Raw genomic sequence first — 13,990 nt, forward strand, 5'->3', positions numbered from 1 at the left:
AGGCGGTCGTACCGTCGGCGCTGGCGTCGTAGCCAAAATCATCGAGTAATCACTCGACCGATTGAAAAAACCCCCGCTCAGCGGGGGTTTTTTTTATTGGGTTGACACTAAATGGGGGCGTCTATAGAATCACGCCTCCTTTTAGCGGGCGTAGTGCGTCCGTTGGGAACAGCCTGGAGTCTGAAATCCAATGCAAAATCAGCAAATCCGTATCAGGTTGAAGGCTTTCGACCATCGCCTGATCGACCAATCCACCCAGGAAATCGTGGAAACCGCGAAACGTACTGGTGCACAAGTGCGTGGTCCAATTCCACTGCCTACCCGCAAAGAGCGTTTCACCGTTCTGGTTTCCCCGCACGTCAACAAAGACGCGCGTGACCAGTACGAGATCCGTACTCATAAGCGTGTTCTGGACATCGTCCAGCCAACGGATAAAACCGTTGACGCGCTGATGAAGCTCGATCTGGCGGCAGGTGTGGAAGTACAGATCAGCCTCGGCTAAGACTTCGGTCTGGTCGTGTAACGCTCTGAAATGGGCGGCCATAGCGGGTGAAAGCCCCGTACACTCATGAGGTTTACAACATGACTATTGGTGTAATCGGTCGCAAGTGCGGTATGACCCGCATTTTCACCGAAGAAGGTGTCTCCATTCCGGTCACGGTCATCGAGATCGAGCCGAATCGCGTCACCCAGTTCAAAACTGAAGAAACCGATGGCTACCGTGCAGTGCAAGTCACTGTCGGCGAGCGTCGTGCTTCGCGTGTGACTGCCGCTCAGGCAGGCCACTTCGCCAAGGCCAACGTTGCCGCTGGTCGCGGTGTCTGGGAGTTCCGTCTTGAAGAAGGCGATTTCCAGGCTGGCGATCTGATCAAAGCTGAACTCTTCACTGCAGGCCAGCTGGTAGACGTTACTGGTCAGTCCAAAGGTAAAGGCTTCGCCGGTACCATCAAGCGCTGGAACTTCCGTGGCCAGGACAACACCCACGGTAACTCCGTGTCGCACCGTGTCCCAGGTTCCATCGGCCAGTGCCAGACTCCTGGTCGTGTGTTCAAGGGCAAGAAAATGTCCGGTCACATGGGCGCCGAGCGCGTGACTGTTCAGTCCCTGGAAGTTGTTCGCGTAGACGCTGAACGCAACCTGCTGCTGGTCAAGGGTGCCGTTCCAGGCGCTACTGGCGGCGACGTGGTTGTACGTCCAGCTGTCAAGGCTCGCGGTTAAGGGGAAACTGACATGCAACTCAATGTAAATGACGCTCAGGCGATCGAAGTTTCCGAACTGACTTTCGGTGGCGAATTCAACGAGACGCTGGTACACCAAGCAGTCGTGGCCTACATGGCCGGCGGCCGTCAGGGCACCAAGCAGCAGAAGACCCGTTCCGACGTGGCTGGTGGCGGTAAGCGCCCATGGCGTCAGAAGGGTACTGGCCGTGCTCGTGCTGGTACCACTCGTGGTCCGATCTGGCGTGGCGGTGGTGTCACCTTCGCAGCTCGCCCTCAAGATCACTCGCAGAAGCTCAACAAGAAGATGTACCGCGCAGCCCTGCGCTCCATCCTCGCTGAGCTGGTGCGTAGCGACCGTCTGGTCGTGGTTCAGGACTTCGCTGTCGAAGCACCGAAAACCAAAGATCTGCTGAACAAGCTGAACGGCATGGGTCTGAACGACGTACTGATCGTTTCCGACGCTGTTGATCAGAACCTGTACCTGGCTGCTCGCAACCTGCCGCACGTCGACGTACGTGACGTACAAGGTTCCGACCCGGTCAGTCTGATCGCATACGAGAAAGTGTTGATCACTGTCTCGGCCGTGAAGAAATTCGAGGAGCTGCTGGGATGAACCAGGAACGCGTATTCAAAGTCCTCCTTGGCCCGCACGTTTCCGAGAAGGCTACCGTTCTGGCTGAGAAAAAAGGCCAGTTCGTATTCAAGGTTGCTACCGATGCAACCAAGCTGGAAATCAAGAAAGCTGTCGAAGGCCTGTTCAACGTAAAAGTTGAAAACGTGTCGACTGTTAACGTTCTGGGTAAAACCAAGCGTACCGCACGTGGTCTGGGCAAGCGTAATGACTGGAAGAAGGCGATCGTCTCCCTTCAGCCAGGCCAAGATCTCGATTTCAGCAGCAGTGCTGAGTAAGGAAGGGGTGCATCATGGCAATCGTTAAATGCAAACCGACTTCCCCTGGCCGCCGTTTCGTGGTCAAGGTGGTCAACCAGGAGCTGCACAAAGGCGCTCCTCACGCACCGCTGATCGAGAAGAAATCGAAGTCTGGTGGTCGTAACAACAATGGCCGCATTACCACTCGTCACGTTGGTGGTGGTCACAAGCAGCATTACCGTCTGGTCGACTTCCGTCGCAACGACAAAGATGGCATTCCAGCCACTGTCGAGCGTATCGAATACGACCCGAACCGTACTGCTCACATCGCCCTGCTGTGCTACGCAGACGGTGAGCGTCGCTACATCATCGCCCCTAAAGGCGTGAGTGCTGGCGATCAGCTGATCGCAGGTGCCCTGGCCCCAATCAAGGCCGGTAACTCCCTGCAGCTGCGCAACATTCCAGTAGGTAGCACCATTCACGGCATCGAACTGAAGCCGGGTAAGGGTGCTCAGATCGCTCGTTCCGCTGGTGCTTCGGCTCAGCTGATCGCTCGCGAAGGTGTCTACGTGACCCTGCGTCTGCGCTCTGGTGAAATGCGTAAAGTCCTGGCTGAATGCCGTGCGACCCTGGGCGAAGTCTCGAACTCCGAGCACAGCCTGCGCTCGCTGGGTAAAGCTGGTGCCAAACGCTGGCGCGGCGTTCGCCCAACCGTTCGTGGTGTTGCCATGAACCCGGTTGACCACCCGCATGGTGGTGGTGAAGGTCGTACCTCCGGTGGTCGTCATCCGGTATCGCCATGGGGCTTCCCAACCAAGGGTGCGAAGACCCGTGGTAATAAGCGTACCGACAACATGATCGTCCGTCGTCGCAAGTAACTAGAGGGATACGACAGTGCCACGTTCTCTGAAAAAAGGTCCTTTTATCGATCTTCACCTGCTGAAGAAGGTCGAAGTGGCGGTGGAGAAGAACGATCGCAAGCCAGTTAAAACCTGGTCGCGCCGTTCGATGATCCTGCCACAAATGGTCGGTCTGACCATCGCGGTACACAACGGTCGTCAACATGTCCCAGTTCTGGTGAACGAAGACATGGTCGGCCACAAACTGGGCGAGTTCGCCGGTACCCGCACCTACCGCGGGCACGTGGCTGACAAGAAAGCCAAGCGTTAAGGGGTAAGGAAATGGAAGTAGCCGCTAAGTTGTCGGGCGCTCGCATCTCCGCCCAGAAAGCCCGCTTGGTCGCCGACCAGATCCGCGGGAAGAAGGTGGGCGAAGCGCTCAACCTGTTGGCCTTCAGCAGCAAAAAAGCCGCTGAAATCATGAAGAAAGTCCTCGAGTCGGCCGTAGCCAACGCCGAACACAACGAAGGCGCAGACGTTGATGACCTGAAGGTCTCCACCGTCTTCGTCAACGAAGGGCGTTCGCTGAAGCGCATCATGCCACGTGCCAAGGGCCGTGCTGATCGCATCGTCAAGCGGTCTTGCCATATCACTGTCAAGGTTGCGGACAAGTAACGGAGTCGATCAGATGGGTCAGAAAGTACATCCCACTGGCATTCGCCTGGGAATCGTCAAGGAGCACACCTCCGTCTGGTACGCAGACGGTGCTACTTACGCAGATTACCTGTTGAAGGATCTGAAAACGCGTGAGTACCTCCAGGACAAACTAAAAAGCGCGTCCGTAAGCCGTATCGATATTCATCGTCCGGCTCAAACTGCACGCATCACCATCCACACCGCTCGTCCCGGTATCGTTATCGGCAAGAAAGGTGAAGATGTCGAGAAGCTGCGTCAGGACCTGACCAAGCAGATGGGTGTGCCTGTGCACATCAACATCGAAGAGATCCGCAAGCCGGAACTCGACGCCATGCTGGTTGCGCAGAGCGTAGCTCAGCAGCTGGAACGCCGCGTAATGTTCCGTCGCGCCATGAAGCGCGCCGTACAGAACGCCATGCGTATTGGTGCCAAGGGCATCAAGATCCAGGTGAGCGGTCGTCTCGGCGGTGCTGAGATTGCTCGTACCGAGTGGTATCGCGAAGGTCGTGTGCCTCTGCACACCCTGCGTGCCGATATCGACTACAACACCTACGAAGCTCACACCACTTACGGTGTGATCGGTGTGAAGGTTTGGATCTTCAAAGGCGAAGTGATTGGTGGTCGCCAAGAAGAACTGAAACCACAAGCACCAGCGCCTCGTAAAAAAGCTGCTAAGTAAGGGGTACGCCAAATGTTGCAACCAAAGCGTACAAAATTCCGCAAGCAGATGACTGGCCACAACCGTGGTCTGGCACTGCGCGGTAGCAAAGTCAGCTTCGGCGAGTTCGCCCTGAAAGCTGTTGCTCGCGGTCGCCTCACCGCTCGCCAGATCGAGTCCGCACGTCGTGCGCTGACCCGTCACGTTAAGCGTGGCGGCAAGATCTGGATCCGTGTGTTCCCGGACAAGCCGATCTCCAAGAAGCCTCTCGAGGTTCGTATGGGTAAAGGTAAGGGCTCCGTGGAATACTGGGTTGCCCAGATTCAGCCAGGCAAAGTCCTGTATGAAATCGAAGGTGTTTCTGAAGAGCTGGCGCGCGAAGCTTTCGCCCTGGCTGCTGCAAAGCTGCCTCTCGCCACCTCCTTTGTTAAGCGGACGGTGATGTGATGAAAGCGAATGAACTTCGTGAAAAATCGGCACAGCAACTGAATGAGCAACTGCTCGGCTTGCTGCGCGACCAGTTCAATCTGCGTATGCAGAAAGCAACTGGCCAGTTGGGGCAGTCGCACCTGCTCTCGCAAGTTAAGCGTGACATCGCTCGCGTGAAAACTGTGCTCAACCAGCAGGCAGGTAAGTGATCATGGCTGAAGCTGAAAAAACCGTCCGTACGCTGACTGGCCGTGTCGTCAGCGACAAAATGGACAAGACCATCACCGTTCTGATCGAGCGTCGCGTAAAGCACCCGATCTACGGTAAATACGTTAAGCGTTCGACTAAGCTGCACGCGCACGACGAATCCAACCAGTGCAAGATCGGCGACAAGGTTTCCATCCGTGAAACCCGTCCGCTGGCCAAGACCAAGTCCTGGGCACTGGTTGAAGTCCTCGAACGCGCTGTTGAAGTCTAAGGGCTAAGGGTCGGAGAAATTTTATGATTCAGACTCAATCCATGCTCGATGTGGCCGATAACAGCGGCGCTCGTCGCGTCATGTGCATCAAGGTACTCGGCGGTTCGCACCGCCGTTACGCCGGCATCGGTGACATCATCAAAGTAACCGTCAAGGAAGCAATTCCGCGCGGCAAGGTCAAGAAAGGCCAGGTGATGACCGCTGTTGTCGTCCGCACCCGTCACGGTGTTCGTCGCGCCGACGGTTCCATCATTCGTTTCGACGGCAACGCTGCTGTTCTGCTGAACAACAAGCAAGAGCCGATCGGCACTCGCATCTTCGGGCCAGTGACCCGTGAGCTTCGTACCGAGAAGTTCATGAAGATCGTCTCGCTCGCCCCTGAAGTGCTGTAAGGAGATCCGACATGCAAAAGATTCGTCGTGACGACGAGATCATCGTGATCGCCGGCAAAGACAAGGGTAAGCGCGGTAAGGTGCTGAAGGTTCTGGCTGATAACCGTCTGGTTGTTGGTGGTGTGAACCTGGTCAAGCGTCATACCAAGCCTAACCCGATGGCGGGCGTACAGGGCGGTATCGTCGAGAAAGAAGCGCCTCTGCACGCTTCCAACGTTGCCATCTTCAACGGCGAAACCAACAAGGCTGACCGCGTTGGTTTCAAAGTAGAAGACGGTAAAAAAATTCGTGTCTTCAAGTCGACCCAAAAAGCGGTTGATGCTTGAACACTGCTAGGTAGAAGACCATGGCACGACTGAAAGAGATTTACCGGAACGAAATCGCTCCTAAGCTTAAGGAAGAACTTAAGCTGTCGAACGTGATGGAAGTTCCGCGCGTTACCAAGATCACCCTGAACATGGGTCTGGGCGAAGCGATCGGCGACAAGAAAGTCATCGAGCACGCTGTTGCCGACCTGGAAAAGATCACCGGTCAAAAGCCGGTCGTGACTTTCGCTCGTAAATCCATCGCGGGCTTCAAAGTCCGTGAGGGCTGGCCGATCGGCGTCAAGGTGACCCTGCGTCGCGACAAGATGTACGAATTCCTGGACCGCCTGCTGGCGATCTCCCTGCCTCGGGTACGCGACTTCCGCGGCCTGAATGCCAAGTCCTTCGATGGCCGTGGCAACTACAGCATGGGCGTGAAAGAGCAGATCATCTTCCCGGAAATCGATTACGACAAGATCGATGCTCTGCGCGGTTTGGACATCACCCTGACCACCACTGCTCGTTCGGATGACGAAGGCCGCGCTCTGCTGCGTGCTTTCAAGTTCCCGTTCCGCAACTGATTGGAGTAGGAAAATGGCCAAGAAGAGCATGAAAAACCGCGAGCTGAAGCGTCAGCTCACGGTAGCCAAGTTCGCTAAGAAGCGTGCTGAGCTGAAAGCGACCATCGTCAACCTGAACGCTTCTCCTGAAGAGCGTTTCGCTGCCGTTGTCGCTCTGCAGAAGCAGCCACGTGACGCTAGCGCTTCGCGCCTGCGCAACCGTTGCCGCCTGACCGGTCGTCCTCACGGTGTATACCGTAAGTTCGGCCTGGGCCGTAACATGCTGCGTCAAGCTGCAATGCGCGGTGACGTACCGGGTCTGGTCAAGGCCTCCTGGTAATCGCTGCCGGTGTGATCCCGGTGGAAGGGGGGTAATCTTCCGACCGCCGGTGACCTCGCCAACAAACAAGCCCCTATATGGGGCTTGTTTCGTTTCTGCCTTGTGTCTAGAATGACCGGCTCACCTGAGCCTGGGTTTTTTGCCCTGCCTGCTCGGGTGGTTGTGATAGCCGCAAGGCTAATAATTCTTGTATCAGGAGCATCTAGCCCATGAGTATGCAGGACCCGTTAGCGGACATGCTAACTCGCATCCGTAATGCCCAGATGGCTGAAAAGTCCGTCGTAAGCATGCCTTCCTCCACCCTGAAGGTCGCGGTTGCCAAAGTTCTGAAGGACGAAGGTTACATCGCTGGCTACCAGGTAACTGGTGAGGCCAAGCCTTCCCTGTCGATCGAACTGAAGTACTTCGAAGGCCGTCCGGTCATCGAGGAGCTGAAGCGCTCCAGCCGTCCAGGCCTGCGCCAGTACAAGTCCGTCGCAGAGCTGCCGAAAGTACGTGGCGGCCTGGGCGTGTCTATCGTCTCCACCAACAAAGGTGTGATGACTGATCGCGCTGCGCGCGCTGCCGGTGTCGGCGGCGAAGTTCTGTGCACAGTGTTCTAAGGGGAGATAGGCATGTCTCGCGTCGCTAAGAACCCCGTTAAGCTGCCAGCAGGCGTCGAAGTCAAATTCGCCGGCCAGCAGCTTTCGGTGAAGGGTGCCAAAGGCACTCTCGAACTGAACGTTCACTCGTCTGTTGAAGTTACCGAAGAAGCTGGTGAGCTGCGTTTCGCTGCTCGCAACGGTGACCAGCAAGCTCGCGCCATGGCCGGTACCACCCGCGCTCTGGTGAACAACATGGTCCAGGGCGTAAGCCAAGGCTTCGAGCGCAAGCTCCAGCTGATCGGTGTTGGTTACAAGGCACAGGCCAAGGGCACCGTCCTGAACCTGGCTCTGGGCTTCTCGCACCCAGTGGACTACGAACTGCCAGCCGGTATCACCGCTGAAACCCCAAGCCAGACCGACATCCTGATCAAGGGTATCGACAAGCAGCTGGTGGGTCAGGTGGCCGCTGAAATCCGCGACTTCCGTCCGCCAGAGCCTTACAAAGGCAAGGGTGTGCGTTACGCGGACGAAGTAGTCCGTCGTAAAGAAGCCAAGAAGAAGTAGGGCCTAGCAAATGACCGACAAAAAAGTTACTCGACTGCGTCGCGCTCGCAAAGCACGCCTCAAGATGCACGAACTCGAAGTCGTGCGCCTGTGCGTGTTCCGCTCCTCGCAGCACATCTACGCCCAGGTCATTTCGGCCGACGGCAGCAAGGTTCTGGCAAGCGCCTCGACCTTGGACAAAGAACTGCGTGATGGCGCCACTGGCAACATCGACGCGGCCACTAAGGTTGGCAAGCTGGTAGCTGAGCGTGCGAAAGCCGCCGGTGTATCTCAAGTTGCCTTTGACCGTTCCGGCTTCAAGTACCACGGCCGCGTCAAGGCGCTGGCTGATGCTGCTCGTGAAGGCGGGCTGGAGTTCTAAGTTATGGCAAATAACGATCAAAAGCGCGACGAAGGCTACATCGAGAAGCTGGTTCAAGTTAACCGCGTTGCCAAAACCGTAAAAGGCGGCCGTATCTTCACCTTCACCGCGCTGACCGTGGTAGGTGATGGCAAAGGTCGTGTTGGCTTCGGCCGTGGCAAGTCGCGCGAAGTACCTGCCGCGATCCAGAAGGCTATGGAAGCTGCTCGCCGCAACATGATCCAGGTAGACCTGAAGGGCACCACCCTGCAGTACGCCACCAAGGCTGCCCACGGCGCCTCGAAGGTTTACATGCAGCCTGCTTCGGAAGGTACCGGTATCATCGCCGGTGGCGCAATGCGTGCTGTCCTGGAAGTTGCTGGTGTTCAGAACGTTCTGGCCAAGTGCTACGGTTCGACCAACCCTGTGAACGTGGTTTACGCCACCTTCAAGGGTCTGAAAGCCATGCAATCTCCTGAATCCATTGCTGCCAAGCGCGGCAAGAGCGTTGAGGAGATCTTCTGATCATGGCAACCGTAAAAGTAACGCTGATCAAGAGCACTGCCGGCCGTCTGCCTAACCACAAACTGTGCGTTAAAGGCCTGGGTCTGCGTCGCATCGGTCACACTGTAGAAGTCCAGGATACTCCCGAGAACCGCGGGATGATCAACAAGGCTTACTACATGCTGAAGGTCGAGGGTTAATCGATGAAACTCAATGATCTGAGTCCAGCGCCGGGTTCCCGTCGCGAGAAGCATCGTCCGGGTCGTGGTATCGGTAGCGGTTTGGGCAAGACTGGTGGCCGTGGTCACAAAGGTCAGACCTCCCGTTCCGGTGGCACCATCGCTCCGGGCTTCGAAGGCGGTCAACAGCCGCTGCACCGTCGTCTGCCGAAGTTCGGCTTCGTATCCCTGAAGGCCATGGACCGCGCTGAAGTGCGTCTGTCCGAGCTGGCCAAGGTGGAAGGCGACGTGATCTCCGTGCAATCCCTGAAGGATGCCAACGTGATCGGCCAGAACGTACAGCGCGTGAAAATCATGCTGTCTGGCGAAGTCACTCGCGCAGTCACCATCAAGGGTATCGCAGCCACCAAGGGTGCGCGTGCGGCTATCGAAGCAGCTGGCGGCAAGTTCGAGGAATAAATGGCTAAGCAAGGTGCTCTCTCTTCGCTCGGTAAGGGCGGGATGTCGGAACTCTGGGCTCGTCTGCGCTTTCTGTTCATGGCGATCATCGTCTATCGGATAGGTGCGCATATCCCGGTTCCTGGCATCAATCCAGACCGTCTGGCGGATCTGTTTCGGCAGAATGAGGGGACCATTCTTAGCTTGTTCAACATGTTTTCCGGCGGCGCGCTCGAGCGCATGAGCATCTTTGCGCTGGGGATCATGCCGTACATCTCGGCATCGATCATCATGCAACTGATGACGGCGGTCAGCCCGCAGCTGGAGCAGTTGAAGAAGGAAGGTGAAGCTGGCCGTCGCAAGATCAGCCAGTACACCCGCTACGGCACCGTTATCCTGGCACTGGTTCAAGCCATTGGCATGTCCATTGGCCTGGCCAACCAGGGCGTGGCGTTTTCTGTAGGCCTGGGCTTCCATGTCGTTGCTGTCTCCACCTTCGTGGCAGGCGCGATGTTCATGATGTGGCTGGGCGAGCAGATCACCGAGCGCGGTGTGGGCAACGGTATCTCGATGTTGATTTTCGCAGGTATCGTTGCCGGTCTTCCGAGAGCAATCGGGCAGTCTTTCGAGTCTGCACGCACAGGCGATATCAATATTTTCGCCCTGGTCGCTATCGGTTTGCTGGCAGTAGCGATTATCGGCTTCGTGGTGTTCATTGAGCGTGGTCAGCGTCGTATCGCCGTTCACTACGCCAAGCGTCAGCAGGGCCGCAAGGTCTTCGCTGCGCAGACCAGCCACCTGCCGCTGAAGGTGAACATGGCCGGGGTTATCCCAGCCATTTTCGCGAGCAGCATTCTGCTGTTCCCGGCTTCGCTGGGTGCCTGGTTCGGTCAGTCCGAAGGTATGGGCTGGCTGCAGGACATCTCGCAGTCGATCGCTCCTGGTCAGCCGTTGAACATTCTGCTGTTTAGTGCAGGGATCATTTTCTTCTGCTTCTTCTACACAGCTTTGATGTTCAACCCGAAAGACGTAGCGGAAAACCTGAAGAAGTCCGGTGCCTTTATTCCGGGTATCCGTCCTGGTGAGCAGTCGGCGCGCTACATTGATGGCGTTCTGACCCGTCTGACCATGTTCGGTGCTCTTTACATGATGGCCGTCTGCCTTCTGCCCCAGTTCCTGGTGGTGGCAGCAAATGTGCCGTTCTACCTTGGCGGGACCTCGTTGCTGATTGTGGTAGTGGTTGTGATGGACTTCATGTCCCAAGTACAATCGCACCTCGTTTCGCACCAGTACGAATCCCTGATGAAGAAAGCCAACCTGAAAGGCTATGGTGGCAGCGGTCTGCTGCGCTGATACGCCCCTAAGGTTCGAGGAGTCGGTAATGAAAGTTCGTGCATCGGTGAAAAAGCTGTGCCGTAACTGCAAGATCATCCGTCGCGAAGGCGTCGTACGAGTGATCTGCAGCGCGGAACCGCGTCACAAACAGCGCCAAGGCTGAGTGTGATCTGCGCTTCAAACCCAGCAGCTAGTGTGCTGCTGGGTTGATTATTCGTTTCTACAGCGATATTATCTCGCGCCCTATTTCTTGGCTTCCGGGGCGTAGGTAGCTGTCAATTGGAGTCCCACTGAATGGCCCGTATTGCAGGCGTCAACATTCCAGATAACAAGCATGCTGTTATCTCGCTGACCTACATCTATGGTGTCGGTCGCACTACTGCACAGAAGATCTGTGCAGACGCTGGTGTAAACCCAGCCGCTAAGATCAAGGATCTGAGCGACGAGCAAATCGAAACCCTGCGTGGCGAAGTCGCGAAGTTCACCACCGAAGGTGACCTGCGTCGTGACATCAACATGAAGATCAAGCGCTTGATGGACCTGGGTTGCTACCGCGGCCTGCGCCATCGTAAAGGTCTGCCGGTTCGCGGTCAGCGCACCAAGACCAACGCACGCACCCGTAAGGGCCCGCGTAAGCCGATCCGCAAGTAATCGCCCAGGAATATAGACATGGCAAAACCTGCTGCTCGTCCTCGTAAGAAAGTCAAAAAGACAGTGGTTGATGGCATCGCCCACATCCATGCCTCTTTCAACAACACCATCGTGACCATCACCGACCGTCAGGGCAACGCTTTGTCCTGGGCGACCTCCGGTGGTTCGGGTTTCCGTGGTTCGCGCAAATCCACCCCGTTCGCAGCCCAGATCGCTGCTGAGCGTGCTGGTCAAGCTGCGCTGGAATACGGTCTGAAGAACCTCGACGTAAACGTCAAGGGTCCAGGTCCAGGTCGTGAGTCCGCCGTTCGTGCACTGAACAGCTGCGGCTACAAGATCGCCAGCATCACCGACGTGACGCCAATCCCGCACAACGGGTGCCGTCCGCCGAAGAAGCGTCGCGTGTAATCAGGAGACAGATAAATGGCACGTTACATTGGTCCAAAATGCAAACTGTCTCGCCGTGAAGGCACTGACCTGTTCCTGAAGAGCGGCGTTCGCGCTCTGGAATCGAAGTGCAACATCGAAGCAGCCCCAGGTATCCACGGCCAGCGCCGTGGCCGTCAGTCCGACTACGGTACCCAGCTGCGCGAGAAGCAAAAAGTTCGTCGTATCTATGGTGTTCTGGAGCGTCAGTTCCGCGGTTACTACCAGGCTGCAGCCTCGAAAAAAGGCGCAACCGGTGAGAACCTGCTGCAACTGCTCGAGTGCCGTCTGGATAACGTCGTCTACCGTATGGGCTTCGGTTCGACTCGCGCCGAATCCCGTCAGCTGGTTTCGCACAAAGCGATCAGCGTCAACGGTAAGACTGTGAACATTCCATCCTACCAAGTTCGTCCGGGTGACGTGGTCGCGGTTCGCGAGAAGTCGTCGAACCAGCTGCGCATTGTTCAAGCCCTTGAACTGTGCGCCCAGCGTGGCCGCGTTGAGTGGGTTGATGTGGATGCTGCTAAAAAGTCGGGCGTTTTCAAGAACGTTCCTGCTCGCAGCGACCTGTCTGCCGACATCAACGAGAACCTGATTGTCGAGCTCTACTCCAAGTAAGGGCTAGAAAATAGGTGCATCCATGCAGATTTCGGTAAATGAGTTCCTGACTCCCCGCCACATTGATGTGCAGGTAGTCAGTCCGACCCGCGCCAAGATCACGCTCGAGCCTCTCGAGCGTGGTTTCGGCCATACCCTGGGCAACGCGCTGCGCCGCATCCTGTTGTCCTCCATGCCTGGCTGTGCGGTAGTCGAGGCCGAGATCGATGGCGTACTCCACGAGTACTCCGCGATCGAAGGTGTACAGGAAGACGTCATTGAAATCCTGTTGAACCTGAAAGGCCTGGCTATCAAGCTGCACGGTCGTGACGAAGTTACGCTGACCTTGTCGAAAAAGGGTTCGGGGGTGGTTACCGCTGCCGATATTCAGCTGGATCACGATGTCGAGATCGTCAACCCCGATCACGTAATCGCGAACCTGGCGTCGAACGGCGCCCTGAACATGAAGCTCACCGTAGCTCGTGGTCGTGGTTACGAGCCGGCCGACTCCCGTCAAACCGACGAAGACGAAAGCCGTAGCATTGGCCGTCTGCAGCTGGACGCTTCGTTCAGCCCGGTGCGTCGTATCGCCTATGTGGTCGAGAACGCCCGTGTTGAACAGCGTACCAACCTGGACAAGCTGGTCATTGATCTGGAAACCAACGGCACCCTGGACCCTGAAGAGGCTATCCGCCGCGCCGCGACCATCCTGCAACAGCAGCTGGCCGCGTTCGTCGACCTCAAAGGTGACAGCGAGCCTGTCGTAGTCGAGCAGGAAGACGAGATCGATCCGATCCTGCTGCGTCCGGTTGATGACCTGGAACTGACTGTACGTTCGGCCAACTGCCTCAAGGCGGAGAACATCTACTACATCGGCGACCTGATTCAGCGTACCGAAGTAGAGCTGTTGAAGACTCCTAACCTGGGCAAGAAGTCCCTGACTGAAATCAAGGACGTGCTGGCCTCTCGTGGTCTGTCTCTCGGCATGCGCCTCGACAACTGGCCGCCTGCAAGTCTTAAGAAAGACGACAAGGCGACCGCCTGATCGTCGTAATCACCGAACGTAGTGTTTGGTAAGGAATGAATCATGCGTCATCGTAAAAGTGGACGTCACCTGAGCCGTACCAGCTCTCACCGCAAGGCTATGTTCCAGAACATGGCAGTGTCGCTGATCGAGCACGAGCTGATCAAAACCACCCTGCCGAAAGCCAAGGAACTGCGCCGCGTTGCCGAGCCGCTGATCACCCTGGCCAAGGAAGACAGCGTAGCTAACCGCCGTCTGGCCTTCGACCGTACCCGTTCGAAGTCCGCTGTTGGCAAGCTGTTCAACGACCTGGGCAAGCGTTATGCCACCCGTCAGGGCGGCTACCTGCGCATCCTGAAGTGCGGTTTCCGCGCTGGCGACAACGCGCCTATGGCGTATGTCGAGCTGGTTGATCGTCCGGTCGGCGGTGCTGTAGAAGCTGCTGAGTAAGACGTTCTGTCTGCTACAAGGAACCGGGCCTAGTGCCCGGTTTTTTGTTTCTACATGTATTGTCTATTTCTATTGATATAAGACATTTAATGAATTTGTTCCTGTAACGAT

At 56.6% G+C, this 13,990-nt stretch carries 28 protein-coding genes; all 28 read left to right on the top strand.

From position 1 onward, the window contains the following. Positions 1–190 precede the first annotated feature (190 nt). The 28 genes from rpsJ to rplQ all read left to right on the top strand — a co-directional run bounded on the left by rpsJ (position 191) and on the right by rplQ (position 13,879). Positions 191–502 carry a 30S ribosomal protein S10 gene (rpsJ, locus tag B4L76_RS23480; protein ID WP_003186070.1) on the top strand — a complete coding sequence of 104 codons (312 nt, stop codon included), beginning with the start codon at positions 191–193 and terminating at the stop codon, positions 500–502. Between the two features lie 80 nt (positions 503–582). Beyond that, positions 583–1,218: a 50S ribosomal protein L3 gene (gene rplC / locus B4L76_RS23485; RefSeq protein WP_003257089.1), complete on the top strand. Its 636-nt coding sequence runs from the start codon at positions 583–585 to the stop codon at positions 1,216–1,218. 12 nt (positions 1,219–1,230) lie between these two features. Next, the gene (rplD, locus tag B4L76_RS23490; protein WP_008089819.1) at positions 1,231–1,833 is read left to right on the top strand and encodes a 50S ribosomal protein L4; all 603 of its coding nucleotides are present in this window, start codon (positions 1,231–1,233) and stop codon (positions 1,831–1,833) included. Further along, entirely contained in the window at positions 1,830–2,129 is a 300-nt protein-coding gene (gene rplW, locus B4L76_RS23495; RefSeq protein ID WP_003255484.1) for a 50S ribosomal protein L23, read from the top strand. The genes rplD and rplW overlap by 4 nt, the downstream gene beginning before the upstream one ends. Positions 2,130–2,143: 14 nt before the next feature. Beyond that, positions 2,144–2,968, top strand: coding sequence for a 50S ribosomal protein L2 (gene rplB, locus B4L76_RS23500; RefSeq protein ID WP_015268750.1), 825 nt, complete (start codon positions 2,144–2,146; stop codon positions 2,966–2,968). A gap of 16 nt (positions 2,969–2,984) precedes the next feature. Next, a complete protein-coding gene (rpsS, locus tag B4L76_RS23505) occupies positions 2,985–3,260 on the top strand; it encodes a 30S ribosomal protein S19 (RefSeq protein ID WP_003255482.1) in 276 nt (91 codons plus the stop codon). An 11-nt stretch (positions 3,261–3,271) separates the two neighbouring features. Beyond that, entirely contained in the window at positions 3,272–3,604 is a 333-nt protein-coding gene (gene rplV, locus B4L76_RS23510) for a 50S ribosomal protein L22 (protein WP_003103908.1), read from the top strand. A gap of 13 nt (positions 3,605–3,617) precedes the next feature. Beyond that, positions 3,618–4,304 carry a 30S ribosomal protein S3 gene (rpsC, locus tag B4L76_RS23515; protein ID WP_003255481.1) on the top strand — a complete coding sequence of 229 codons (687 nt, stop codon included), beginning with the start codon at positions 3,618–3,620 and terminating at the stop codon, positions 4,302–4,304. A 12-nt stretch (positions 4,305–4,316) separates the two neighbouring features. Continuing rightward, positions 4,317–4,730: a 50S ribosomal protein L16 gene (gene rplP, locus B4L76_RS23520; RefSeq protein ID WP_003255479.1), complete on the top strand. Its 414-nt coding sequence runs from the start codon at positions 4,317–4,319 to the stop codon at positions 4,728–4,730. Next, on the top strand, positions 4,730–4,921 hold the full coding sequence (gene rpmC / locus B4L76_RS23525; RefSeq protein WP_002555481.1) for a 50S ribosomal protein L29: 192 nt from the start codon (positions 4,730–4,732) through the stop codon (positions 4,919–4,921). The genes rplP and rpmC overlap by 1 nt, the downstream gene beginning before the upstream one ends. Positions 4,922–4,923: 2 nt before the next feature. Beyond that, positions 4,924–5,190: a 30S ribosomal protein S17 gene (rpsQ, locus tag B4L76_RS23530; RefSeq protein ID WP_008089812.1), complete on the top strand. Its 267-nt coding sequence runs from the start codon at positions 4,924–4,926 to the stop codon at positions 5,188–5,190. A gap of 23 nt (positions 5,191–5,213) precedes the next feature. Then, complete coding sequence (gene rplN, locus B4L76_RS23535) at positions 5,214–5,582, top strand: 50S ribosomal protein L14 (RefSeq protein ID WP_002555479.1); 369 nt, start codon at positions 5,214–5,216, stop codon at positions 5,580–5,582. Between the two features lie 11 nt (positions 5,583–5,593). Then, entirely contained in the window at positions 5,594–5,908 is a 315-nt protein-coding gene (rplX, locus tag B4L76_RS23540) for a 50S ribosomal protein L24 (RefSeq protein WP_013970637.1), read from the top strand. Between the two features lie 20 nt (positions 5,909–5,928). After that, entirely contained in the window at positions 5,929–6,468 is a 540-nt protein-coding gene (gene rplE / locus B4L76_RS23545) for a 50S ribosomal protein L5 (protein ID WP_003257095.1), read from the top strand. A 13-nt stretch (positions 6,469–6,481) separates the two neighbouring features. Then, positions 6,482–6,787 (top strand): 30S ribosomal protein S14, encoded by a 306-nt coding sequence (rpsN, locus tag B4L76_RS23550; protein ID WP_003255472.1) that lies wholly within the window; start codon positions 6,482–6,484, stop codon positions 6,785–6,787. Between the two features lie 209 nt (positions 6,788–6,996). Next, positions 6,997–7,389 (top strand): 30S ribosomal protein S8, encoded by a 393-nt coding sequence (rpsH, locus tag B4L76_RS23555; protein WP_009681971.1) that lies wholly within the window; start codon positions 6,997–6,999, stop codon positions 7,387–7,389. 12 nt (positions 7,390–7,401) lie between these two features. Next, positions 7,402–7,935: a 50S ribosomal protein L6 gene (gene rplF, locus B4L76_RS23560; protein ID WP_170027993.1), complete on the top strand. Its 534-nt coding sequence runs from the start codon at positions 7,402–7,404 to the stop codon at positions 7,933–7,935. Between the two features lie 10 nt (positions 7,936–7,945). Continuing rightward, positions 7,946–8,296, top strand: a complete 351-nt coding sequence (gene rplR / locus B4L76_RS23565; protein ID WP_009397496.1) for a 50S ribosomal protein L18 — start codon at positions 7,946–7,948, stop codon at positions 8,294–8,296. A gap of 3 nt (positions 8,297–8,299) precedes the next feature. After that, the gene (gene rpsE, locus B4L76_RS23570) at positions 8,300–8,800 is read left to right on the top strand and encodes a 30S ribosomal protein S5 (RefSeq protein ID WP_003255465.1); all 501 of its coding nucleotides are present in this window, start codon (positions 8,300–8,302) and stop codon (positions 8,798–8,800) included. A 2-nt stretch (positions 8,801–8,802) separates the two neighbouring features. Continuing rightward, a complete protein-coding gene (rpmD, locus tag B4L76_RS23575; RefSeq protein ID WP_028690238.1) occupies positions 8,803–8,979 on the top strand; it encodes a 50S ribosomal protein L30 in 177 nt (58 codons plus the stop codon). Positions 8,980–8,982: 3 nt separating this feature from the next. After that, positions 8,983–9,417, top strand: a complete 435-nt coding sequence (gene rplO / locus B4L76_RS23580; RefSeq protein WP_170027994.1) for a 50S ribosomal protein L15 — start codon at positions 8,983–8,985, stop codon at positions 9,415–9,417. Next, complete coding sequence (secY, locus tag B4L76_RS23585; protein WP_003257108.1) at positions 9,418–10,749, top strand: preprotein translocase subunit SecY; 1,332 nt, start codon at positions 9,418–9,420, stop codon at positions 10,747–10,749. 28 nt (positions 10,750–10,777) lie between these two features. Continuing rightward, positions 10,778–10,894, top strand: a complete 117-nt coding sequence (gene rpmJ / locus B4L76_RS23590) for a 50S ribosomal protein L36 (protein WP_002555468.1) — start codon at positions 10,778–10,780, stop codon at positions 10,892–10,894. A 131-nt stretch (positions 10,895–11,025) separates the two neighbouring features. Then, on the top strand, positions 11,026–11,382 hold the full coding sequence (gene rpsM, locus B4L76_RS23595; RefSeq protein ID WP_003257112.1) for a 30S ribosomal protein S13: 357 nt from the start codon (positions 11,026–11,028) through the stop codon (positions 11,380–11,382). Positions 11,383–11,400: 18 nt separating this feature from the next. Then, positions 11,401–11,790, top strand: a complete 390-nt coding sequence (gene rpsK, locus B4L76_RS23600) for a 30S ribosomal protein S11 (protein WP_003255454.1) — start codon at positions 11,401–11,403, stop codon at positions 11,788–11,790. Between the two features lie 15 nt (positions 11,791–11,805). Beyond that, a complete protein-coding gene (rpsD, locus tag B4L76_RS23605) occupies positions 11,806–12,426 on the top strand; it encodes a 30S ribosomal protein S4 (protein WP_087503320.1) in 621 nt (206 codons plus the stop codon). Positions 12,427–12,448: 22 nt separating this feature from the next. Beyond that, on the top strand, positions 12,449–13,450 hold the full coding sequence (locus B4L76_RS23610; protein WP_003255452.1) for a DNA-directed RNA polymerase subunit alpha: 1,002 nt from the start codon (positions 12,449–12,451) through the stop codon (positions 13,448–13,450). A gap of 42 nt (positions 13,451–13,492) precedes the next feature. Beyond that, complete coding sequence (gene rplQ, locus B4L76_RS23615) at positions 13,493–13,879, top strand: 50S ribosomal protein L17 (RefSeq protein ID WP_003255451.1); 387 nt, start codon at positions 13,493–13,495, stop codon at positions 13,877–13,879. The last annotated feature ends 111 nt before the right edge of the window (positions 13,880–13,990 follow it).

The organism is Pseudomonas sp. UBA4617 (assembly GCF_002386445.1).
Lineage (GTDB): Bacteria > Pseudomonadota > Gammaproteobacteria > Pseudomonadales > Pseudomonadaceae > Aquipseudomonas.

Coding starts and splice junctions, on each gene's coding strand:
- rplE (WP_003257095.1), top strand. CDS start 5,929: ATGGCACGACTGAAAGAGATTTACCGGAACGAAATCGCTCCTAAGCTT.
- rplO (WP_170027994.1), top strand. CDS start 8,983: ATGAAACTCAATGATCTGAGTCCAGCGCCGGGTTCCCGTCGCGAGAAG.
- rpmJ (WP_002555468.1), top strand. CDS start 10,778: ATGAAAGTTCGTGCATCGGTGAAAAAGCTGTGCCGTAACTGCAAGATC.
- rplW (WP_003255484.1), top strand. CDS start 1,830: ATGAACCAGGAACGCGTATTCAAAGTCCTCCTTGGCCCGCACGTTTCC.
- rplR (WP_009397496.1), top strand. CDS start 7,946: ATGACCGACAAAAAAGTTACTCGACTGCGTCGCGCTCGCAAAGCACGC.
- rplB (WP_015268750.1), top strand. CDS start 2,144: ATGGCAATCGTTAAATGCAAACCGACTTCCCCTGGCCGCCGTTTCGTG.
- rplN (WP_002555479.1), top strand. CDS start 5,214: ATGATTCAGACTCAATCCATGCTCGATGTGGCCGATAACAGCGGCGCT.
- B4L76_RS23610 (WP_003255452.1), top strand. CDS start 12,449: ATGCAGATTTCGGTAAATGAGTTCCTGACTCCCCGCCACATTGATGTG.
- rplX (WP_013970637.1), top strand. CDS start 5,594: ATGCAAAAGATTCGTCGTGACGACGAGATCATCGTGATCGCCGGCAAA.
- rpmD (WP_028690238.1), top strand. CDS start 8,803: ATGGCAACCGTAAAAGTAACGCTGATCAAGAGCACTGCCGGCCGTCTG.
- rpsJ (WP_003186070.1), top strand. CDS start 191: ATGCAAAATCAGCAAATCCGTATCAGGTTGAAGGCTTTCGACCATCGC.
- rplV (WP_003103908.1), top strand. CDS start 3,272: ATGGAAGTAGCCGCTAAGTTGTCGGGCGCTCGCATCTCCGCCCAGAAA.
- rplC (WP_003257089.1), top strand. CDS start 583: ATGACTATTGGTGTAATCGGTCGCAAGTGCGGTATGACCCGCATTTTC.
- rpsE (WP_003255465.1), top strand. CDS start 8,300: ATGGCAAATAACGATCAAAAGCGCGACGAAGGCTACATCGAGAAGCTG.
- rpsM (WP_003257112.1), top strand. CDS start 11,026: ATGGCCCGTATTGCAGGCGTCAACATTCCAGATAACAAGCATGCTGTT.
- rpsN (WP_003255472.1), top strand. CDS start 6,482: ATGGCCAAGAAGAGCATGAAAAACCGCGAGCTGAAGCGTCAGCTCACG.
- rplD (WP_008089819.1), top strand. CDS start 1,231: ATGCAACTCAATGTAAATGACGCTCAGGCGATCGAAGTTTCCGAACTG.
- secY (WP_003257108.1), top strand. CDS start 9,418: ATGGCTAAGCAAGGTGCTCTCTCTTCGCTCGGTAAGGGCGGGATGTCG.
- rpsD (WP_087503320.1), top strand. CDS start 11,806: ATGGCACGTTACATTGGTCCAAAATGCAAACTGTCTCGCCGTGAAGGC.
- rplQ (WP_003255451.1), top strand. CDS start 13,493: ATGCGTCATCGTAAAAGTGGACGTCACCTGAGCCGTACCAGCTCTCAC.
- rpmC (WP_002555481.1), top strand. CDS start 4,730: ATGAAAGCGAATGAACTTCGTGAAAAATCGGCACAGCAACTGAATGAG.
- rpsC (WP_003255481.1), top strand. CDS start 3,618: ATGGGTCAGAAAGTACATCCCACTGGCATTCGCCTGGGAATCGTCAAG.
- rpsH (WP_009681971.1), top strand. CDS start 6,997: ATGAGTATGCAGGACCCGTTAGCGGACATGCTAACTCGCATCCGTAAT.
- rplP (WP_003255479.1), top strand. CDS start 4,317: ATGTTGCAACCAAAGCGTACAAAATTCCGCAAGCAGATGACTGGCCAC.
- rpsK (WP_003255454.1), top strand. CDS start 11,401: ATGGCAAAACCTGCTGCTCGTCCTCGTAAGAAAGTCAAAAAGACAGTG.
- rpsQ (WP_008089812.1), top strand. CDS start 4,924: ATGGCTGAAGCTGAAAAAACCGTCCGTACGCTGACTGGCCGTGTCGTC.
- rplF (WP_170027993.1), top strand. CDS start 7,402: ATGTCTCGCGTCGCTAAGAACCCCGTTAAGCTGCCAGCAGGCGTCGAA.